This window comes from Microbulbifer sp. GL-2, assembly GCF_007183175.1.
Taxonomy (GTDB): Bacteria; Pseudomonadota; Gammaproteobacteria; order Pseudomonadales; family Cellvibrionaceae; genus Microbulbifer.
In genome coordinates this window covers 4,556,949-4,574,848 of record NZ_AP019807.1, presented here as the reverse complement: position 1 = coordinate 4,574,848, position 17,900 = coordinate 4,556,949, and the positions used below count along the sequence as shown (strand labels likewise).

Below are 17,900 nucleotides of genomic sequence, written 5' to 3'. Positions count from 1 at the left end.
GGGTTGGTTTTGCTCTTTCCAGACTTTTTCTATGCGCTGATATTATCCATAGCAATATATGATTTTACTGTTTGATGAATACAGTATTTAGTTCGCTGGCTACTAAATCAATCATTTCGATACGTAGTATAAAATTGTACGAAAATGATTGCCGTGCTCAATGATGGCGACAAGATGTATATATGTGTACAACTATTGTATAAGGATTATTAATGAAGAAGTTAATCTCTCTAGCCGCTGCCGTATCAGTTGTAATTAGCCTAGATGCCTTTGCGGGGAACAATACAGCGATATTAATTCAAGTTGGGTCCAATAATACTGCCAACGCAGATCAAGCAGATCCAACTACTCATAACAATCTCATTACCCAAACACAGATTGGTGTTTCTAATGATTCGGATGTATCTCAAACCACAGGCACTAGCAGTAGTGCAGTAAACCATACACAAGTTGGGGGGTTAAATAGTTCAGAATCTCTTCAACAAGATAACACCTTTTTAAGCCTTAGTTCGATTAGCCAGCAGGGCCAAGGAAATACTGGCTTTTCTCTTCAAACTGATACTACTTTGGGTTCTATTTTCATAAACCAATTAGGATCTACGAATTTTTCTACTAATGGTCAATTTGAGTCTCTAGATACAAGATCCTTTACTAATCAGGTCGGTCTTATGAATGCTGCTCAAACTGTACAAAATTTGAGTGCTGGAAGTAGTCATGTAATAAATCAATTTGGTTCTATGAATATGTCTGTCTCTTTTCAACTTGAAGATAGTGCAGGCAGTACTTTTACCAATCAAGTGGGATCAGATAATTTTAGTTCGATTTTTCAAGGGGATGGAGTTAGAGTTAGAGCCTTGAGTAATCAAATAGGTTTAGGAAATGATGTCACTATTGGCCAGACGCAAACCTCTTTAAGTAGCGCCGTGGCCAATCAGCTAGGCGTAATGAATGGTGCAGAAGTACTACAGCAGAGCACCACTGCCAGTACGGCTGTTATCAATCAGACTGGTTTTGTGAATTTTGCAGAAATTTCTCAAATAGGAGCTACCCTGAGTACAGCGATAACATCTCAAATAGGTAGTAATAATAGTTACTTAACTTCACAGACAGGAGTAGGGCAAACAGCTATTGTCGTTCAAATTGGCAGTGGAAATATGGGCTCTACGATGCAGTAGTAAGTGGCAGTAAATATTGAAGAGTATTTTAAACAGCCTCTTGTATCGGCCACAATTATCGCTGAGTAAATTACATGCCCCCCATGATGTGACTGATGTTAGATGGACGATAACCATGATGAGTATTTAACAAACAGTGCGCCTCTATACTCGCAGCTAGGAGCAATGGTAACTCTAAGTAAGGGTATCTTCGATAGCAATTTTCGTACTGTTGACGGATCTTTAGCACGAGTAGAAAGAAACGTTGTGGTAGTGGTACTTGATGGGCAGCTGGCTTGCAAAATCTTGGATAGAGGGCGGGGCGCTTGCTGTCTGCAAATGAGAAATACCCACCAATTCCCATCTGGGAGCGCCTTGTATCTTCCGATAGTCACTCTTTAGGGGCTTTCTTGGGGCTTGTTGAGGTTGATTATGCTGGTGATAGCGCGGTGTTGCTTTGCTCTACAACTATTACTTTTCAGGGTTTTCTGAGTCTTCTTTTGTCCTTGGCGCTGCTGTTCATGCGGGAGTTAGCTCATATGATGGGCCATATTATGATGATAATACTACCGGTGCGACGGTAAAGCTGGCTTATCAGTAGTAATTTAGGCGGTGGATCTGTAGGTTCGATCTCCTTCGGGCCACCCCAGATTCTTTCTTGTCTATCAAGGACTTAAAACCTCGCTTAGTGCGGGGTTTTTTTCGTTTTGGGCTCGGTTCTCGAATTTTGTTCTGATCAATTTTTCCGCCACGCTGATTGGGTGTTCATTCAGTGCTTCTGGCACTTAAAATGATTTTCTCAAGTGTCAATATTCTTAGTGGCAATAGGTTTTTTGTTGAGCTTAAGGGCGGCAAAATTGATATGAACCTTTAGTTCGTTAATTCCTGGGATATCCATTAGGTGCGCTGGAAGTTGGTGATCTAACAGCGCTTCAGGATGTAAGAAAAGTTAGGTATTGGTATTATTGGCGGTAAGGAATCGTGGAAGGCTTAACTTTTTCGACCAGCTGATCATGATTTAAATGTTGAAGCATTCTGCAAATTGATTTTGCGGTGAATTTGGTTGAGATTGAAGGGCCAATAATAATTCTATCAGTTAAATTGGCTATAAGGCGGTTATCACCGATAACTTCATAAAGGGGCTCTGGATTTAGTTTTAACTTTGGTTCTATCCCATTGCCATTTATTATGTAGCTTAGCATTTTTGAAAGTTTTTCTTCTGGGTCTCGGTCGCTCATATAAATAATTCGCCATTCACGTTCCTCATTAAAACCAGAGTGCTTTGTGAGGAGGGAGAATATTTTCAACCGCTCAAGCCATATATATGCTATTTTCTCAAGTTCATTATTGCTTAATGGTTCTACTCGATTTTTTATCCAGTCTGCGATGGCTGAAATTTTTTTCTCAAGCCAATTGATTCTATCGTGCGTTGTTTGGTACTCAACTCTTGAGACTATCAGCGGAGATGATTCATGAAAATTTATTTTTGCGCTATCAATGACAAGGGCGGCTCCTTTACCACTGTCGCCGTAACCGCGCCACATGGATAGTCGACCATCATTATCATCAACACAATGCTCCGAGAAACAAGTCAAGTATGTATTAAAAACATGATCTTCGGTATATCTTATAAACAATCGTTGAAAGCTGGCCAATAAGTGATCGTATTGTGATTGAACTTCAAATGCTTGATGGAGCTCCTTACTTTGAGTAAAAAGACGGTAGCCTTGTCCCATACCAAAGCTTAACTCTGTGTAATCATTCATATATAGCGGATTAGATAGCCAGAGTTCATTTTTTTTTAGGATTTTCTCCAAAGTGTCGATAGATGTGTAATGTGCTAGCAGTGGACGCTTCTCTGGATAATTTAATCCGTCATTTAGGTCGTCCCAAAGGAGTTTTTTTATCTCGTGCATATTTAATTCTTTTTCGTGTTTTTAGTTTTGATTTTTAGGTGGAAAGTGCCGCATGTAAATAAAGATACAAATGTTTGTTTGTTCGACCTCATATTTGTAGATATTGCTTTGCTTTTTCATTCTTGGAGAAAGGAAAAAGGGTGTTCGAGTAGTATTTTCTTTTATATTCAATTTATTAGTTGGGTATTCATTAAATATAATAATATTATAGGGGCTAACAGTTATTAGCTCCGCCGTAGTGAACCCCTGGTGGTGAGTTAATCAATAAGGGTAAAGCTGTAACTAGTCTTTTTGTCTGGGTCTACAGCACGATCTTCAATGGCGCATTTCCATGCTTCTGAAATATAATCACTTTCAGTTGGTTGGTAATGTAGCCCATTAATATTGATTGGATAAGTTGCGACAATTCTACCTGTTTCTTTCTCTAGTATTTTTACATTCATTTTACTTTCCATGTCTTGAGGGGCAGTTAACTAAAGTCTCTATACTTATTTGTCACCAATTTATACCCGTAGATGGGGCATAATTTAGAGGGTGTTTTGCCGCACTCTTAAATATTGGCAGATTTTAGTTTGACTGAGAATGATTCTTTCCGCTTGCCATGTGGCGACAACTGAAGATCTTAATCAAATTGGCATGGAAAGCAAGTTCGCACTGTTCTGATTGTTTTAAGAGTTTTTCGTATTGACATGGTTAAGGCTAACCACCCGATCCGCAGTACGGTTATACCTCTCAGCCATCGACCGCGTCTTATGCCCAGTGAACTTTTGAACATCTCCCTCAAAGTCACTGGCCGCTTTGATTTTCAAATCATGAAAGCGAAATCGCTGCTTGATTGCACCAGACGCTAGGGCACCTCTCTGCTCGCGAAGCCATATAGCATTGAACCCGGTACGGGTGCAGGCGCGGCCAACGCGGCTGCGGATGATATGGGTGGTTTGGATTTGTGCTTCGGTGTTAGTGGCTACTGCGCGATCAACGGCTTCTTTGAGGGCTGAGCTCCATAGCTTTAGTTGGGCTTTGCCTGTCTTGGCTTGCACGATTAATAGGCCATCTTCTTGGATGTCTGCACGGGTGAGGGCGAGTACATCCTGTTGTCTGGCTGCACACAAATAGCTGATTTCCATGGCGCATTGGTGCATCACATGGCCGCGATCACCCAGCCATTGCCAAAAGGCTTGGTATTCCCAGTCTTCTACGTAGCGCCCGCCGGGCTTTACCTTGATTGTCTTGACGACCGCCGTGGGGTCTTCGATCTTAACGAACCCTCTGGCTTTGCCCCACTTCATCACAATACCGAGAAAGGTGCGCTCTCTGTTGGCGGAGGTGGGGTACTCAGCACCGCGCGCATCCATGAACATCTGTACTAATGGGGAGGTGATATTGTCTGGTTTCATCTCCCCAAATACCGCGAGAATACGCTGGCTATAGCGGTAGTAGTCTTTTTGAGTCTGCGGTTTTATATGTTTGGTGTACTGAGGGGAGGCGAAGTAGAGCTCTACTAAATCTGCGAAGGTAAAAGTCTTTTGTACTAGACCGGCTAGGTATTTCTCATAGGCAACCCAAACTTCAGCCTGGGAGGCGTCGGGGCTGGCAATATGCTTGGTTGGTTCGCCATGCTTGCGAAATCGGTAGCCGTTTTTATACCTGGCTACATGTGGCGGCATCCATGCATTTTCGGGGTTGCGCCTTCTGCCCATCAGCTTGCTGCTCCAAGGTTAAAGCCTGGGGGTAGGTTAACACCTGGTGAGCCTGATTTTGTGGCTCCGCGGGCCAGGGTGGCTTGATTGACCATTTCCCAGGTTAGCGCGGGGGATCTGTCTTTTTTCAGCACGTAGGGAATCCGGTTGGCATCAAGAATGCGTTTTTGCTCTTCGGCATTTTCGGCGGCAGCACCGGTTAGGCGGGCTATTTCATGCTTGGTCAGCAAGTTACCCATCGCACATCCCTCGCGTTGTTGTCTTCTACCCAAAAAGCCCGCACTAGGCGGGCTATGAAGTGGTTTAGGGGAGGGCGACTACTCGTCACCTCTTTCCTTTAGTTGGCCGTCGACAATGCTGTAAGTGGTGAATTGGTCAGTCTGCTTGTCGAAGATTTGAACCCAATATTTAAAGAGTTCCTCTTTCGCTATTTGGGCGGCCTTTTTCTTTGCTTCTTCAAGGGTTTCGGCGGACTCCTGAAAATCTTTTACTCCACCCATCATCAGGTTGTAGGTGCCGCAAAATAGTGCATATCTATTCATTGGATTCTCCTTAACTTTAAAAATGGGCTCCTTACAGGCAGCCCCAGAGAGGTACTACTGACTGATTGCGCCGGGGCGCGGAAAACTACTAGCTGGCCTTGGATGCGCTTTCGTCTTCAACAAGATCGCGAATCCAGACCATGCCTCTCGATGTAACCTTGGTGATGATGTACGGCACCTTAACAGGACCACGCTCAAACTCTGCATTTTCCGCTACTAGAAGGCCCTGTGACGCAGCGAACTTTGTCGGCGAGTTGCGCATGGGTTCTCGGCTGTGTAACAGGCCATTGTTGCGTAGCAGTTTGAGTAGGCTATTCCTGCCCATTTCTAGCGTGCGGGCGGCCTGGGTAATGGTGAAGAGTTTTTCCTTTTTCACGCTGCCTCCTGGTCCTTCAATTTTTGTTCTGATGGCTGGCCTTGGATGGCTTCGGAGAGTGCCGCGATTTGTTCGTGCATGCCGTTTATTTGTAATTGTTGGGCTTCTACCGTGGCCATTAGGTCTTGGGTGATTTGCAAAAGCTGGGAGAATTCATTCATGGTTTGTTCCTACCAGCTTTTTGAACTTTCTTTCTCTACCTATTGCCGGCTCCCAGTATTTGCAAAGCTGGCAACTCCAGCCGCGTAACAACAGCCTCCCGTTAAATACTGGCTCTGCAGGTATTCTGCAGCGCACGCAACGTACTCTTGGGAGCTGCTGAATCTGTTTCACGCTGCACCTTTCCTCTGCGTTTCAAGGTGAGACCACTCGACGCTAAGGGTGCGAAACTTTTTCTCGCCATGAGCAATGACGCTGTGGGGTTCTTTGCCCTGGTAGCGAAGCGTGATTACGTTAAGTGCGTGCTGATAGTTGTCGCCATCGAGCAGAGAGAGCTCGGCAACGGGAACTGCGAAATCATTGCTATTCCAGGCGGAAAGCAATACCTGGGCGGCAATTGCACTAGCGCCGGAGTAGCCGTTGGCCACTGTGAGAAGAGTTTCCACGCTCTGTTTTGGGCTGAAATTACTCATGCCGCATCACCTCCAAACGGAGGGCAATTATCGCCCTGTGCAGGTCGAACCAAAGCAGGTTTTGGCTGCGCCGATACCGTGTTGCGGCCTTTATGATTTGCGGCAACGATCGGCCCGGTACAACCACTGGGGCGTTTGATACCGTGTTGAGTTTGAGTTGTTGGGAGTACATAGACTGTGGCGGTCATACGATGCCCTCGCGGTTATTGCGGATGCGGAGTGTTCGAATAGTGGGGCGGCGTTGGATACGGGTGCGTAATTGCTCCTGTGCATCCGTACCAATACCGCTGAGAACTGAAGCGATCAAGGCGAACTGAATTAATCCGTGCTTTACCGCCTTGGCCACCGCCTCAGTGCTGTTACGGGCATGCAGCTTGTAAAAGCATTCCGCCAGCAGGTTGGTGACATTTGCCACTGAGCACTGCATAGCTTGGGCGGTCTCTTTGTTGGAGAGTCCACGGGCGCGATGTGTAAGTGCTTCGGCTTGGCGTGGTGCTAGTGGCCTGTGATTGATGGCGGTGTGCATCGGGTGCCCTATCAGTTACTGGTAGGGCGACAATAGTAAAATCCTATTTATTGGTCAATAGGGAAATACTACTCTAGGTTTATCTGGGCGCCATTTGGTCGATCCCTAGCTTCGTTAGAGGCCGGGTAAAGAAAATTACATTGTATTGTTTGAGATGGCGGTCGCACGTTTGCATGCAACCGCTAGTTGAAGAGCTTCGGTAGAAGAGTTATTCCGGATAGAAGGATCCAATGATTACGCCACAAAAACTTACCTCTAAATCCGTGATGTCGAGTGTGGGGTAATTTGGGTTGATGGGGCGCAAAAATAAACGTCCCATATCTTCCGTAAAAGTCTTGAAGGTAGCTTCGCCATTCAAGCGAGCGATTACGCGGCTACCGTTTGTCACGGGTTTTTCTGGGTCGACGAAGATAATGATCCCTTCTGGGTAGCTTCTTTGCCCAGGATATGGGCTTGCCATGCTGTCACCTTTCACTCGTAACGCATAGGCATAATCAGAGTGGGGCGTAGGGCAGGGTAGCCACTCCTCGGCGTCACCTGGCTGTAAGAGATCCATCGCTTCGCAAAACTGTCCAGCTTGCACCCAGCTGATTAGCGGGATACGCCCCTTAATTTCTGGGCCCTTTGTCAAATTATCGGATGTGGATACGTCGGGCTCATTAGTTTGTGGCCAATCCATCCAGCCAGTCTTCAACCCGAGAGCAGCTTCAATTTTCCTGGCAGTGCGGGATCCAATGTTGGTGTGGCCGCCACAGAGCTGGTTGATGTAGTTGTTGTCTGGGTAGCCCAGCTTCTCAGAAATGGTATTCCTGCCGTGCTTGTCGGCTAGCAGGTTGAGGTTGTCTTTGCGGATGTCTTTGATTTCCATCGCTTTATTATGCCATTAGGAAAACGCTAACTGGTATTAGAGAAACACTATTGACGGGGGAATAGTAATTCCCTATTGTCTCGTCAAGGAGGGCTAACCAATGACACCGCGACAGTTCTACTACACGTATCCAAAAGAAAGGGTGAAGCAAGTGGCCAAGCAGGCTGGAACCACCTTTGCCAACTTCAAGCAGATTGCTGTTGCTCGTGGTGCAGTTGGTCGAGGTTTGGCGGAGAGATTGTGCAAAGCATCTGATGGGATGATTTCCGAACTCGAGTCTTTATACCCGGAGCGCTACGAAAAGCCTGTAAACGTTCAGCAAGCAAGTTAACCGAGCACGAGTTTGCTGGCGAAACCTGAAGAACGATCATTTTCAAATTCCTCTGTTGTGACTTGGTAATTCTGCTGCTTGTGGAGTAGGGCGGTAATCCGGTGCGCTATATGGAAATTTATACAGGAGGTGCGTAGTGAGCTTTGAAGCTGCGGCATGGGCCATTAAACGCAGGACTAGAACACCAACAGCAAAGCTGGTTTTAATCGCGTTGGCTGATTGCCATAACAGTGACACGGGGCAGTGTGATCCGGGCAATGCCTACCTGTCTGACGTTGCGCAATGTACAAAGCGTTCGGTGATTAATGCCATCGAAGAGTTGGAGGAACTGGGCTACCTGAGCGCCGAAAAATCCAACGGGCGCAGGACCAATTATGACCTCTTTTTGCACGTAAACCGGTGCAATGATTTCACCGGTGAAAATAAAACACGAACCGGTGAAATCTGAGCACCCAACCGGTGAAAATGACAACACGTCCTTCTCTATAGAACCAGTAAGAACCAATAAGAAACCAGTAGAGAGAGGTACAGTTCCAAAACGCGCCAACCCCAAACGCGGCACACGCTTGCCTGGAAACTGGGTTCTCACGGACAAATTCCGCACCGAAGCCCAGCGCCTCCGCCCAGACCTGATCACCAGAATCCACGACATTGCCGAAAGCTTCCGCGATTACTGGATATCCCAACCCGGCCAACGGGGCGTAAAACTCGATTGGCTCGCCACCTGGCGCAACTGGCTAAAACGCGAGAAGTACTTCGCACCCCAACCTCAGGCGTCAGGGCAGCGGCTAACGCGAAACCTCAGCGCAGTAGAAATCGCAACGGATACCAATTGGTAAAACCCAATCACCAAGGAGAGCTCACCATGTGCACAGTCACCATCCCAGAAGCCATCGAAAGGATTTCCACAACCAACCCCAGCAGCCCGCTGGCCGTATTCCGCACCAAGTACGCTCACCTCGTGGAGGTTGTGTTCGCGAATACGGTGGTTACCCAATTCTGGATAAACCAGGGGCATATAAATTACCTGGGCACGTATCACCGAGACAATTTGCATGCAGCCGAAAGGCGACTTCAGGATTATTTCGAGAGTATGCCGAAGGCTGCTTGATGGGTGTGTGGCTGGTTTTTGGTTCTGATTATTTGAAATGAGGGAGGGGCAATGTCTGAACTAGGAATACGGGAACTTTTGTGGGAGTGGTCTATAGCCTACCCGGAGCGGGCTGGAGATGCAGTATCTTGGCCGCGTATGGCAGCTTTTGGACGAGAGATGGTTTCGGGGCATAGAGTAAGCCCTTTGCCGGTGAATGAAGAGCGGGCTCAGGTTACTGATGCCACAGTGCTTGTTTACTTAAATGCAATCACTATGCGCCGAGATCGAGAAAAAGCAGAATTAGAAAGGTTAGTCTTTTGGTTGAGGTATTACTATCGGTGGGAGCTTCAGGATGTTGCTAGGAAAGTAAAAAAATCTAAACCTTGGGTTGAAAAAATGTGCCAAATTGTTGAGGCAACAGTAGAGGCATTCTATTTGGCGCGTAACGCCGCATAACTGTTTTTTAATACAGTGTGTATTTATTGACAGCATACGTCCATATGGAGTAGTCTAATTCAAGCTGCCAAGGTTTTCATGCAGCGATCATCACATCCTTTCTAAGACCGGTACCCAGCCGGTTTTTTTGTGCCAGCGGTATCTTGGAAATATCAGCCTTTTTTATCCTGAGAGAGTTGAGAGGTAAAAATTGGCGTGTAAATTTACGTGCTCTTTCTGAGTTAGGGATTGCTAGAGGGCGTAATTTTCAACATTTTTGTGTGTGAAGTGCTTTAAAAGTGACCTGCTTGATGTGTCTTGTAGCTCATTATTTTTTGTAAGGAAATATCTATCTTATTGATTTTCTTGCAAATTTTAGTTTGTTGAGCAGTTCAATAGTATGTTTACCTTTCTGGTACAAGTTTACACTTTACCTTCAAAGCTTACAGATTTTGGGTTGGTTGACAAAATCCAAGATTAGCCTATAGCATGTTTGTCATCTTAAATTGATGGCAGGGACTAGGCTGAGCTCTATGAATCGACATCCTTCAGAGGTACATAAAGATCTTACTGTTGAGCGGATCAATGAGGTAGGAATTATTTTGGCGGACGCTAGATATGACAACCTCCAGGCAGTTGATAAAAAAAGAGATAATGGCTGGTCAATTGGATGTAGGGCGCATGCCTGGTGTAGCACTGATCTCATGGAGAAGTCGAAAGAGATTCCCTACCTAACGATTAAAGATGCTAGCCTAAAATTTATTTTCAAGATTGGTGAAGCAGAAGTTAGCTTCTATAGGGGTGAAGTAGGAAAACCAAAAAAGAATATATGCTCCAGAGCGCAGACGTATCCTGAGCTCAAGCAGTTGGGGATGTTTCTAGAAGTTGGGGCACCAGAAAAAATAGTGTGGACCTATGTAGTTGAAACAGATAAAGAAGGGACTACTACAAATATCGAGTTTTTAGGCATAGGAGAGGATGGGAATGTCTTTGCCTCTCATGTTGTGCCAATACATCAGGTAAATAAAGCAGTAATGACACCAATGAAACCAAGTGAGTCGGCTCCAGTTGAGCTTCCATCTGCAGCTGTCTCACTTTCAGTTGGTGCTGATGAGAAGGCGAAAGAAACAAATGAAAAAGGACGTAATATTTCAGGGTGATAATTTAAGATTGTGCCGGTTGGTTTCCGGACTTTCCCTTAATGACCTTGGTGATCGAGTAGGGACCACTCGACAGTACATTCAGCAAATAGAGAAAGATAGCAAATCACCTGCATCTGATTTAGTTGATGCACTTGCATACGAACTTGAAGTCAACAGCGGTTTTTTTTATGAGCCAATTGTTAACCATATTAAAGAGGAAGAGTGCCATTTTAGGAAGTTGAAAACGACATTGGTTTCTGCCAGAAGAGAGTGCACTGCCAGGGCTACATTGATGAATAGGCTGGTTGATGCCTTAGATGGCCGTTTGAATCTTCCATACGTTAACTTCCCAACTCTGGCGGCGGCGTCACTATATGATGCAGAAAAAGCAGCCATTGAAAGTAGGAAACATTGGGGACTTGGTGGCGGACCGATTAAGAGCATGATCCGAGTTTTGGAGAATGCTGGTGCTATTGTGGCAAGCTTTGGGCAGGTGTCTGAAAAAGTTGATGCCTTGTCGATACACAGAAAACGGCCCATTGTATTGCTGAATGAGGAGAAGTCTGCACCAAGAATTCGGATGGATTTAGCGCATGAATGTGCGCATATCATCCTTCACAATGGAATCGAAACTGGTGACAAGGAAACTGAGGGGCAAGCAGATTACTTTGCAAGCACTTTTTTGCTTCCACGTGCCGCATTGCTAGCGGAATATGGTACCAGTCAGCGCAGTAGAATAGATTGGAATTTGATAAAAAACATCAAGGTCAAGTGGGGTGTAAGTACACGATCAATTATCTACAGGTTGAATCAATTGGAGATAATAAATCCGTCGCAATATAGGATAGCAAATATACACTTGAGCAAAACTGGGCAAACCAAAAACGAGTGGTATGATGAAGATGTTCCCAGGGAGCAACCTGAGCTATTGCCAAACAGTTTAAAACTCCTTGGTGATACATTTGGTTATGGTTTCGGTGGTCTTTTGGATAGCCTGGAAATTACTGAGCATTTTCTTGCAAACTTGACCCAGCAGCATGAACTGATTGAGGAATACAAGAAACCTGTCATGAATAATGAAAAAGTTACCAATATAGCTAATTATTTCTAATCTATCTTGATAGTAAGTATTGAGGTTGACTGTAACTAGCTCCTCATAACTTTCTGTATCTTTAGGCTCAATTCATCCTAAGCCCGCTTCGTGCGGGCTTTTTCATTTCTGGTATCTCAATGTTTAAAAATGACTACTTCCTAGACAGGGAGCTGGCCTGTGGTTGCTGTGGAAAAAATCTTTTCAAAGATGACACGCTCCTTCGCCTGATTCGAGTCAGGGAGCGCTTTGCTAAGCCGATGGTGATTACTTCTGGCTACCGTTGCCCAGCGTATAACGTCAATTTGAATGCAACTATGAGCCATGCATCAGGGCAGGCAGTTGATGTTCAAGTGGCATTGGGTCGAGCTTACCGCTTGATCCAAATTGCCCAAGAAGAAGGATTTACCGGAATAGGAGTGAGGCAGAAGGGATCAATAGGAAGCCGGTTTCTGCACCTTGATGACCTTGGCTCAATCCCTGGCGAGCGTATGCGCCCAACTGTTTGGAGTTACTAATGATTTCCGCTATATCCGACTTATTCGGCAAGGTCATAGACAAGGCATTCCCGGATAAGACAGAAGCCAATCGCCTAAAGGCGCAGGTGGATTCAAAGTTAATCTCAATGGACCTGGAGGAGCTGAGAGCGGCTACCCAGGTAATCACTACAGAAGCTGGGGGAGAGTCATGGCTACAAAGAAACTGGCGGCCAGTAACAATGCTCACATTCGTGGGGCTGATCGTCTTTCATTGGTTGGGGTGGACAGCGCCAAACCTCAGCGAGAACCAGACCCTCGCCCTTCTGGAAATAATAAAAATCGGCCTCGGTGGTTATGTCGTGGGGCGCAGCGTTGAGAAGGCAACTATTGCCTGGAAGCAGTCATGACACTTCAGGATGCCCTCAGAGAAATAGCGGATAAGGCTGGCTATATGACTGCTATTGGTGCTGGAACTTTCGCGGGTTGGCTTGCAAACAACTGGCTTGGTCTTGCTGGTGTGCTGATAGCTGCGGCAGGTTTAATGGTTAATTGGTATTACAACCACAAGCGCTTGAAGCTGCAGGAGCAGCAGGGCGGGGACGATGGACGTTAGTGTAAAGCTGGATACTTCAAAGTTTGATCGAGCATCTGCTGAATTAAAAAAGCAGTTACCTTATGCCAGTTCGGTTGCCCTAAATAACGTGGCCTTTCGTATACGGGGAGAAGAGCGCTCAGCTATGGGGCGTGTATTTACAAACCCGGCAAAGTTAACGCTGAACTCTGTATTGGTAAAGAAAGCCACCAAGCGTTCAGGTATTGCCAAAGTCTTTATCCGTGATCAGGTTTCCAACGGTACTGCACCCAGCAAATATCTGGCCCCGTCAGTCATGGATGTGAACCGGAACGACAAGCGCTTTGAGCGTGCCCTTCGACATATGGGTGTCCTGCCTGCTGGTATGTATGTGGTGCATGGCGAGGCCGCGAGATTAAACAAGCACGGGAATATCTCGGTCGGAACCTATAAAAAAATCCTGGCTGAATTACGGGGTAACCCTGGCTCTACAAGGGGGGCAGGTAATGCGCAGGGTAAGAAGGGCAAATATTTCGTTGGCAAAGTGAATGGTGTCTTAGGCGTTTGGAGGAGGGCAGGCGGCAAACGCCGGCCAACGGTTAAGCCCATTCTGATATTCCTCAAGGGCAAGCCAGACTACCGCAAGCGATTCCCTTTTATTCGAATAGCTGAAGGCATAGCCCGTAGGCATTTGCCATTAGAACTGGATAAGGCCATGGACCATGCGATTGCGACCGCAAAGAGACGTTGAACGGGTCCTCCTGAGAGGGCCAGCACACGGGTGATTCGGACCCCGCTTTTTTAACAGATATCCAAAATTTCATAGGGGGTTATACCTTGGCTGGTGATATCTCTCTTGATGATCAGGCCACACAATTGGGCTTTGCTCGCTTGGTTGGCGCTACTCAACCGGCTATTGCCAAACACTACAAGGCAGAGGTTTTTACTGTAGGTGCCAGCTTCAGAGTTTGGCTTCATGAATATTGCGAGCGTCTGCGAACTGAGGCTGCAGGACGCCAAGCGAATGAAGCCCGCAACCGTCGCGATATGGCGCAGGCCGTTGAGTCAGAGGCGAATGCACAGCTGAAAATGCGCGAGCTATACAAGCAGGATCAGCTAATTGTCGATATTGAGTCTGTACGCAAGGCGATGGTGGAGTGGTCCACCATTGGCAAGAATGAATTTTTAGGAGCGGTGGAAAGCATCGTTATTGCTATCGAGAGCCAGCATGCCATTACCATCGATCGCGAACCCCTACAGCCAAACATTGACGCTGCCCTCAAAGCTATTGGCAGTTACGAAATTGAATCTGAAGAGGCTGGTGGAGGAGGTGCGCCAGGCCTGGATACCGCAGCCTAAAATCCCGCTGATTGAGTGGTTGCCGGACAATATCAAACTGCCCTCGGAGGATAGCGATAACGCCGGCTATTACCGCAACGATTATGTGCCCTATTTCTGGGGCGTAATGCACGCACTGGATAATCCAGTGTCGTGGATGGTGGTAATGCAGAAGGCCGCGCAAATCGGTTGGACGGTTTTGCTGGCTACCGATATCTGTAAGGTCGCCGTGACTGATCCGGCCCGCATCCTGATGCTATTTCCCAAGGATGAAAAAGGCCGGCTGTTTATGGATGAAAAGCTGGTGCCGATTATCGAAGGCTCGCCAGCGGTGAATCGTGTGATCGATGTCACCACCAGCCGCAAGGGCGGCAGCCGCTCAACGCGCAAGAAATTCCCCGGTGGTGAGGTACGCACCATTGGCTCCAACTCCATCTCTAATGTGAAATCCACCACGGCCCGCCGGGGCTATGTGGAGGAGCCAGACGATACCAACAAAGATGTTGGCGATCAGGGCGATTCTATTCGCCACCTGCGCGAGCGTTTAAAGCGGATGCGCAATAAGAAATTAATTATTGGTGGCACGCCGGCGGTTGCCGACCTTTCCCAGGTAGAGCACTACACCAAACTCGGTACCATGCGCGTGCTGCCGGTGACCTGCCACGACTGTGGCGACTCCCATGTATTGGATTGGGAAAACGTTCGCTGGCTGAAGAAAGAAGAGGGCATACCGCATCCGGTATTCGGTTTACATCAGCCTGATACGGCCATCTATGGCTGCCCGGAATGTGGCAGCGAATGGGATGACTACCGCCGCCAGGCCAATATTCTGCAGACCTGTAAAACGGCGCGAGAAAATGGAGATGACTTTGCCGGCTGGGTTAAAACCCAATGTGGTGAAGATTTTGGGCCCGATGAAATCGAACCGATAGAAACCTTTATGGAGCTATCGGAGCTCTATGTGTGCATACCTGGCACCGGCCTCGCCGATGTGGTGCGGGATTTTCTCGAAGCCGAACACGAAGCCAAAAGCGGCGATGAATCCGCGCGCATCGTATTCCAGAACAACAAACTGGGCCGGCCCTACCAGTACGCCGCCAGCCGTCTACTGGACCATGAAAAACTACAAGAGGCCGCCGAGGACTACCCAGAATTATCCTGCCCCGCTGGCGGCCTGCTGGTAACGGTGGGCATCGATGTGCAACACGACCGCCTGGCGATCACTATCCGCGCCTTCGGGCGCAATGAAGAAAGCTGGCAGATGTTCTGGGGCGAGATCGATGGCGATACTGCGGACAAGCGCGATAGCTGCTGGGACGCCCTGGACAAGTTGGTATTCCAGCCTTTTAAGCACGAACGCTTTGGTGAGATCCGCGCAGCCGCGGTAAGCATCGATTCCTCCGATGGGGGCACCAGCAACGCGGTCTATCACTGGGTGAGAACCCGCGATAAGAAACACCGCGGTATCTTGGTGATGGCCATTAAGGGTGACAGTAACGACTTCGGCACCAAGGAAATCTTCACGCAACCCAGACAGGTGGATTACAACAATCCCAAGCGTCGTACCAAGGCCGACCGCCACGGAGTTCGGGTGTATATCGTGGGTACTCACAAGGCGAAAGACCTGATAGCCAAGCGCTTGCTCGGCACCAGTGCCTATATGCACAGCTGCAAACATGTGCGGCAGGACTACTGGGAACAGGTCACCGCCGAAGTGAAAGCCCCCAGTAAAAAGCATAAAGGCCGAGAAACTTGGCAGCAGCGCCCCGGCAGACCCAACGAGGGCACCGATACCGAGGTCTATGCTCTACACGCAGCCCACGCCAAGGGCATGCATAAATACAACGAGAAAAAATGGTCCAGCATTGAATTACAGCTGGGCCAGCGCACTTTGTTTAGCGAATCGGATCAATCACCAGATCAACCTCAGCCAGTCCCGAAAAAACCACACAGGCCAGCACAGCCGGTTGGCTCCCTACTGGATAGTTAAATGTCGAAAACCGCACAAGCCATGGTCGACCTCTATATCGAGGCCGAGCTAGATGTGCTCGCCGGTAAAACCACGGTGATTAACGGCCGCCAATTTACTGCAGAGAACCTGCAGGAAATCCGCGCTGGTCGTCAGGAGTGGGAGCGCCGCGCACAGCAAGAAAAACTCAAGGCTGCCGGCAAACGCCGCGGACCCGCCTACGCGAACTTTTACTCATGAACAAACTGGATTCTGTTATCGGGTTCTTTGCGCCCGAGGCCGCCCTGCGCCGTGTGCAAGCCCGCCGCGCCCTGGAGATCGCCGCCGCCTATGAAGCCGCAAAGCCAAGCCGGCTGAGAAAAAACCCCGGTGATAACCGCAGTGGGGATTTAGTGATTGAAGGCAGTGTGGAAACCCTGCGCGGCCAGGCCCGGCACCTGGAGCAAAACCACGACTTTGCCTTTGGCATTCTCACCACTCTGACCAACAACATCGTCGGCCCGCGCGGTATCGATGTGGAATTCCAACCTAAAACCTGGGATGGCGATATTCACGAAGGCCTCGCCAGTCAAATGAATGAGGCCCACAAGGAATGGGCGCGACGCCCGGAATGCACTCGGCAATTCAGCTGGGGCAAAGCGCAGCGGCTTCTGTGTAATACCTGGCTGAGAGATGGTGAAACGCTGATGCGGCACCTGCAGGGCTCGGTCCCCGGATTAAAACACCGGACCCCGGTGCCTTACACCATTGAGTGTCTAGAGCCGGATTTTCTGCCGGTGGATTACAACGATCCCAGCAAGCGCATAGTGCAGGGCATTGAGAAATCGGCCTGGGGCGAAGCCAAGGCATTTTGGCTCTACGACGAGCACCCCGGTGCCTCTTTTAACTGGCGTATGAAGCACAGGCGCCACAGTGCAGAAAATATCGAGCACCTGAAATTTGTACGCCGGCTGCATCAGACCCGAGGGGTAACGGTCTTTGCCGCAGTAATGAATCGCCTCAACGATATTAAAGACTATGAAGAAAATGAGCGCGTTGCCGCCAAGATTGCCTCGGCTATGGTCGGCTTTATCCAGAAGGGCAGCCCTGATACTTATGAGCATGATGATGCTTGGGATAGTGAAGGTAAACGCATTCTCGATATCCGTGCCGGCGCCATCTATGACGATCTCCGCCCTGGGGAATCTGTCGGCACCATCCAGAGCAATCGCCCAAGCGGCTTGCTAACCCCGTTTTTAGAAACCATGCACCGTATGGCTGCCGCCGGCACCATGGCCAGCTTTAGCAGCATTAGCAAAAACTACAACGGCACCTACAGTTCTCAGCGCCAGGAATTGGTAGAGCAATGGACAAACTACGAAACCCTCAGCCTGGAATTTTGCGAGGAAATCGTTGAACCGGTCACCCGGCGCTGGGTTCAAATGGGCTTACTGGCCGATGCCTTTCAAGTGCCTGCTGATGTAGATCCGGCCACCCATGATGCATGTCGATTTTATTACCCCGGTGATGCCCTGGATTAACCCAGCCCACGAAGCCAGCGCCGATGAAACCCTGCTGGAAAATGTACTGGTCAGCCCACAGCAGACCATCCGCCGCCGTGGCAAAAAGCCAGACGATGTGATCAAGCAAACCGCTGCCTGGCAGAGAAAGCTGAAAGAAAACGATATCACCACCCCAAGCAAGCGCACTGCGGTCCCCGCAGAAAACACTGAGCAAGACCCCGACTCTAAATAGGAAA

General features: G+C 48.1%; 26 protein-coding genes. 16 read left to right on the top strand and 10 right to left on the bottom strand.

Translation table 11 applies throughout. From position 1 onward, the window contains the following. Nucleotides 1-212 precede the first annotated feature (212 nt). A complete protein-coding gene (locus GL2_RS19815) occupies nt 213-1,175 on the top strand; it encodes a hypothetical protein (protein ID WP_143732462.1) in 963 nt (320 codons plus the stop codon). A 941-nt stretch (nt 1,176-2,116) separates the two neighbouring features. On the opposite strand, the gene GL2_RS19805 is transcribed toward GL2_RS19815, so the two are convergent. The 10 genes from GL2_RS19805 to GL2_RS19765 all read right to left on the bottom strand — a co-directional run bounded on the left by GL2_RS19805 (nt 2,117) and on the right by GL2_RS19765 (nt 7,714). Next, nucleotides 2,117-3,070: a DUF2971 domain-containing protein gene (locus tag GL2_RS19805; RefSeq protein WP_143732461.1), complete on the bottom strand. Its 954-nt coding sequence runs from the start codon at nt 3,068-3,070 to the stop codon at nt 2,117-2,119. Nucleotides 3,071-3,327: 257 nt separating this feature from the next. Then, on the bottom strand, nt 3,328-3,513 hold the full coding sequence (locus GL2_RS19800; protein ID WP_143732460.1) for a hypothetical protein: 186 nt from the start codon (nt 3,511-3,513) through the stop codon (nt 3,328-3,330). 225 nt (nt 3,514-3,738) lie between these two features. Then, nucleotides 3,739-4,770: a tyrosine-type recombinase/integrase gene (locus tag GL2_RS19795; RefSeq protein ID WP_143732459.1), complete on the bottom strand. Its 1,032-nt coding sequence runs from the start codon at nt 4,768-4,770 to the stop codon at nt 3,739-3,741. After that, a complete protein-coding gene (locus GL2_RS19790; protein ID WP_143732458.1) occupies nt 4,770-5,009 on the bottom strand; it encodes a DUF4224 domain-containing protein in 240 nt (79 codons plus the stop codon). Before GL2_RS19790 ends, GL2_RS19795 begins: the two co-directional genes overlap by 1 nt. 78 nt (nt 5,010-5,087) lie before the next feature. Next, the gene (locus tag GL2_RS19785) at nt 5,088-5,312 is read right to left on the bottom strand and encodes a hypothetical protein (protein ID WP_143732457.1); all 225 of its coding nucleotides are present in this window, start codon (nt 5,310-5,312) and stop codon (nt 5,088-5,090) included. An 88-nt stretch (nt 5,313-5,400) separates the two neighbouring features. After that, the gene (locus GL2_RS19780) at nt 5,401-5,688 is read right to left on the bottom strand and encodes a phage antirepressor KilAC domain-containing protein (RefSeq protein WP_143732456.1); all 288 of its coding nucleotides are present in this window, start codon (nt 5,686-5,688) and stop codon (nt 5,401-5,403) included. Beyond that, a complete protein-coding gene (locus GL2_RS21585) occupies nt 5,685-5,849 on the bottom strand; it encodes a hypothetical protein (RefSeq protein WP_172621216.1) in 165 nt (54 codons plus the stop codon). The genes GL2_RS19780 and GL2_RS21585 overlap by 4 nt, the downstream gene beginning before the upstream one ends. A gap of 168 nt (nt 5,850-6,017) precedes the next feature. Beyond that, a complete protein-coding gene (locus GL2_RS19775) occupies nt 6,018-6,320 on the bottom strand; it encodes a hypothetical protein (protein ID WP_143732455.1) in 303 nt (100 codons plus the stop codon). 184 nt (nt 6,321-6,504) lie between these two features. Then, complete coding sequence (locus GL2_RS19770; RefSeq protein WP_143732454.1) at nt 6,505-6,846, bottom strand: response regulator transcription factor; 342 nt, start codon at nt 6,844-6,846, stop codon at nt 6,505-6,507. Nucleotides 6,847-7,054: 208 nt separating this feature from the next. Continuing rightward, on the bottom strand, nt 7,055-7,714 hold the full coding sequence (locus GL2_RS19765) for a LexA family transcriptional regulator (protein ID WP_143732453.1): 660 nt from the start codon (nt 7,712-7,714) through the stop codon (nt 7,055-7,057). A gap of 100 nt (nt 7,715-7,814) precedes the next feature. Here GL2_RS19765 and GL2_RS19760 point away from each other — a divergent pair, with 100 nt between their 5' ends. The 15 genes from GL2_RS19760 to GL2_RS19690 all read left to right on the top strand — a co-directional run bounded on the left by GL2_RS19760 (nt 7,815) and on the right by GL2_RS19690 (nt 17,896). Beyond that, on the top strand, nt 7,815-8,045 hold the full coding sequence (locus GL2_RS19760) for a hypothetical protein (protein ID WP_143732452.1): 231 nt from the start codon (nt 7,815-7,817) through the stop codon (nt 8,043-8,045). Nucleotides 8,046-8,181: 136 nt separating this feature from the next. Further along, complete coding sequence (locus tag GL2_RS19755) at nt 8,182-8,493, top strand: helix-turn-helix domain-containing protein (RefSeq protein WP_143732451.1); 312 nt, start codon at nt 8,182-8,184, stop codon at nt 8,491-8,493. Next, nucleotides 8,462-8,884 (top strand): hypothetical protein, encoded by a 423-nt coding sequence (locus GL2_RS21580; protein ID WP_172621215.1) that lies wholly within the window; start codon nt 8,462-8,464, stop codon nt 8,882-8,884. Before GL2_RS19755 ends, GL2_RS21580 begins: the two co-directional genes overlap by 32 nt. A gap of 323 nt (nt 8,885-9,207) precedes the next feature. Continuing rightward, nucleotides 9,208-9,594, top strand: a complete 387-nt coding sequence (locus GL2_RS19745; protein ID WP_143732450.1) for a hypothetical protein — start codon at nt 9,208-9,210, stop codon at nt 9,592-9,594. Between the two features lie 512 nt (nt 9,595-10,106). Continuing rightward, entirely contained in the window at nt 10,107-10,733 is a 627-nt protein-coding gene (locus GL2_RS19740) for a hypothetical protein (RefSeq protein ID WP_143732449.1), read from the top strand. Then, a complete protein-coding gene (locus GL2_RS19735) occupies nt 10,705-11,826 on the top strand; it encodes an ImmA/IrrE family metallo-endopeptidase (protein ID WP_172621214.1) in 1,122 nt (373 codons plus the stop codon). The genes GL2_RS19740 and GL2_RS19735 overlap by 29 nt, the downstream gene beginning before the upstream one ends. Before the next feature lie 119 nt (nt 11,827-11,945). Next, nucleotides 11,946-12,323, top strand: a complete 378-nt coding sequence (locus GL2_RS19730) for a D-Ala-D-Ala carboxypeptidase family metallohydrolase (RefSeq protein ID WP_143732447.1) — start codon at nt 11,946-11,948, stop codon at nt 12,321-12,323. After that, nucleotides 12,323-12,691 (top strand): 3TM-type holin, encoded by a 369-nt coding sequence (locus GL2_RS19725; protein ID WP_143732446.1) that lies wholly within the window; start codon nt 12,323-12,325, stop codon nt 12,689-12,691. Before GL2_RS19730 ends, GL2_RS19725 begins: the two co-directional genes overlap by 1 nt. Next, on the top strand, nt 12,688-12,897 hold the full coding sequence (locus tag GL2_RS19720) for a holin (RefSeq protein ID WP_143732445.1): 210 nt from the start codon (nt 12,688-12,690) through the stop codon (nt 12,895-12,897). The genes GL2_RS19725 and GL2_RS19720 overlap by 4 nt, the downstream gene beginning before the upstream one ends. After that, nucleotides 12,887-13,606 (top strand): hypothetical protein, encoded by a 720-nt coding sequence (locus tag GL2_RS19715; RefSeq protein WP_143732444.1) that lies wholly within the window; start codon nt 12,887-12,889, stop codon nt 13,604-13,606. The genes GL2_RS19720 and GL2_RS19715 overlap by 11 nt, the downstream gene beginning before the upstream one ends. A gap of 86 nt (nt 13,607-13,692) precedes the next feature. After that, nucleotides 13,693-14,214, top strand: a complete 522-nt coding sequence (locus tag GL2_RS19710; protein ID WP_143732443.1) for a hypothetical protein — start codon at nt 13,693-13,695, stop codon at nt 14,212-14,214. After that, complete coding sequence (locus tag GL2_RS19705) at nt 14,159-16,183, top strand: terminase gpA endonuclease subunit (protein ID WP_172621213.1); 2,025 nt, start codon at nt 14,159-14,161, stop codon at nt 16,181-16,183. Before GL2_RS19710 ends, GL2_RS19705 begins: the two co-directional genes overlap by 56 nt. Next, nucleotides 16,184-16,402, top strand: coding sequence for a primosomal replication protein PriB/PriC domain protein (locus GL2_RS19700; RefSeq protein WP_143732441.1), 219 nt, complete (start codon nt 16,184-16,186; stop codon nt 16,400-16,402). Next, on the top strand, nt 16,399-17,682 hold the full coding sequence (locus GL2_RS19695; RefSeq protein ID WP_143732440.1) for a phage portal protein: 1,284 nt from the start codon (nt 16,399-16,401) through the stop codon (nt 17,680-17,682). Before GL2_RS19700 ends, GL2_RS19695 begins: the two co-directional genes overlap by 4 nt. Next, nucleotides 17,639-17,896, top strand: coding sequence for a hypothetical protein (locus tag GL2_RS19690; protein WP_143732439.1), 258 nt, complete (start codon nt 17,639-17,641; stop codon nt 17,894-17,896). Before GL2_RS19695 ends, GL2_RS19690 begins: the two co-directional genes overlap by 44 nt. Nucleotides 17,897-17,900: the final 4 nt, after the last annotated feature.

What these genes read in the sequence shown, in the direction of transcription:
- GL2_RS19815 (WP_143732462.1), top strand. Translation starts at nt 213, where the DNA reads ATGAAGAAGTTAATCTCTCTAGCCGCTGCCGTATCAGTTGTAATTAGC.
- GL2_RS19805 (WP_143732461.1), bottom strand. Translation starts at nt 3,070, where the DNA reads ATGCACGAGATAAAAAAACTCCTTTGGGACGACCTAAATGACGGATTA.
- GL2_RS19800 (WP_143732460.1), bottom strand. Translation starts at nt 3,513, where the DNA reads ATGAATGTAAAAATACTAGAGAAAGAAACAGGTAGAATTGTCGCAACT.
- GL2_RS19795 (WP_143732459.1), bottom strand. Translation starts at nt 4,770, where the DNA reads ATGGGCAGAAGGCGCAACCCCGAAAATGCATGGATGCCGCCACATGTA.
- GL2_RS19790 (WP_143732458.1), bottom strand. Translation starts at nt 5,009, where the DNA reads ATGGGTAACTTGCTGACCAAGCATGAAATAGCCCGCCTAACCGGTGCT.
- GL2_RS19785 (WP_143732457.1), bottom strand. Translation starts at nt 5,312, where the DNA reads ATGAATAGATATGCACTATTTTGCGGCACCTACAACCTGATGATGGGT.
- GL2_RS21585 (WP_172621216.1), bottom strand. Translation starts at nt 5,849, where the DNA reads ATGAATGAATTCTCCCAGCTTTTGCAAATCACCCAAGACCTAATGGCC.
- GL2_RS19775 (WP_143732455.1), bottom strand. Translation starts at nt 6,320, where the DNA reads ATGAGTAATTTCAGCCCAAAACAGAGCGTGGAAACTCTTCTCACAGTG.
- GL2_RS19770 (WP_143732454.1), bottom strand. Translation starts at nt 6,846, where the DNA reads ATGCACACCGCCATCAATCACAGGCCACTAGCACCACGCCAAGCCGAA.
- GL2_RS19765 (WP_143732453.1), bottom strand. Translation starts at nt 7,714, where the DNA reads ATGGAAATCAAAGACATCCGCAAAGACAACCTCAACCTGCTAGCCGAC.
- GL2_RS19760 (WP_143732452.1), top strand. Translation starts at nt 7,815, where the DNA reads ATGACACCGCGACAGTTCTACTACACGTATCCAAAAGAAAGGGTGAAG.
- GL2_RS19745 (WP_143732450.1), top strand. Translation starts at nt 9,208, where the DNA reads ATGTCTGAACTAGGAATACGGGAACTTTTGTGGGAGTGGTCTATAGCC.
- GL2_RS19740 (WP_143732449.1), top strand. Translation starts at nt 10,107, where the DNA reads ATGAATCGACATCCTTCAGAGGTACATAAAGATCTTACTGTTGAGCGG.
- GL2_RS19735 (WP_172621214.1), top strand. Translation starts at nt 10,705, where the DNA reads ATGAAAAAGGACGTAATATTTCAGGGTGATAATTTAAGATTGTGCCGG.
- GL2_RS19730 (WP_143732447.1), top strand. Translation starts at nt 11,946, where the DNA reads ATGTTTAAAAATGACTACTTCCTAGACAGGGAGCTGGCCTGTGGTTGC.
- GL2_RS19725 (WP_143732446.1), top strand. Translation starts at nt 12,323, where the DNA reads ATGATTTCCGCTATATCCGACTTATTCGGCAAGGTCATAGACAAGGCA.
- GL2_RS19720 (WP_143732445.1), top strand. Translation starts at nt 12,688, where the DNA reads ATGACACTTCAGGATGCCCTCAGAGAAATAGCGGATAAGGCTGGCTAT.
- GL2_RS19715 (WP_143732444.1), top strand. Translation starts at nt 12,887, where the DNA reads ATGGACGTTAGTGTAAAGCTGGATACTTCAAAGTTTGATCGAGCATCT.
- GL2_RS19700 (WP_143732441.1), top strand. Translation starts at nt 16,184, where the DNA reads ATGTCGAAAACCGCACAAGCCATGGTCGACCTCTATATCGAGGCCGAG.
- GL2_RS19695 (WP_143732440.1), top strand. Translation starts at nt 16,399, where the DNA reads ATGAACAAACTGGATTCTGTTATCGGGTTCTTTGCGCCCGAGGCCGCC.
- GL2_RS19690 (WP_143732439.1), top strand. Translation starts at nt 17,639, where the DNA reads ATGATGCATGTCGATTTTATTACCCCGGTGATGCCCTGGATTAACCCA.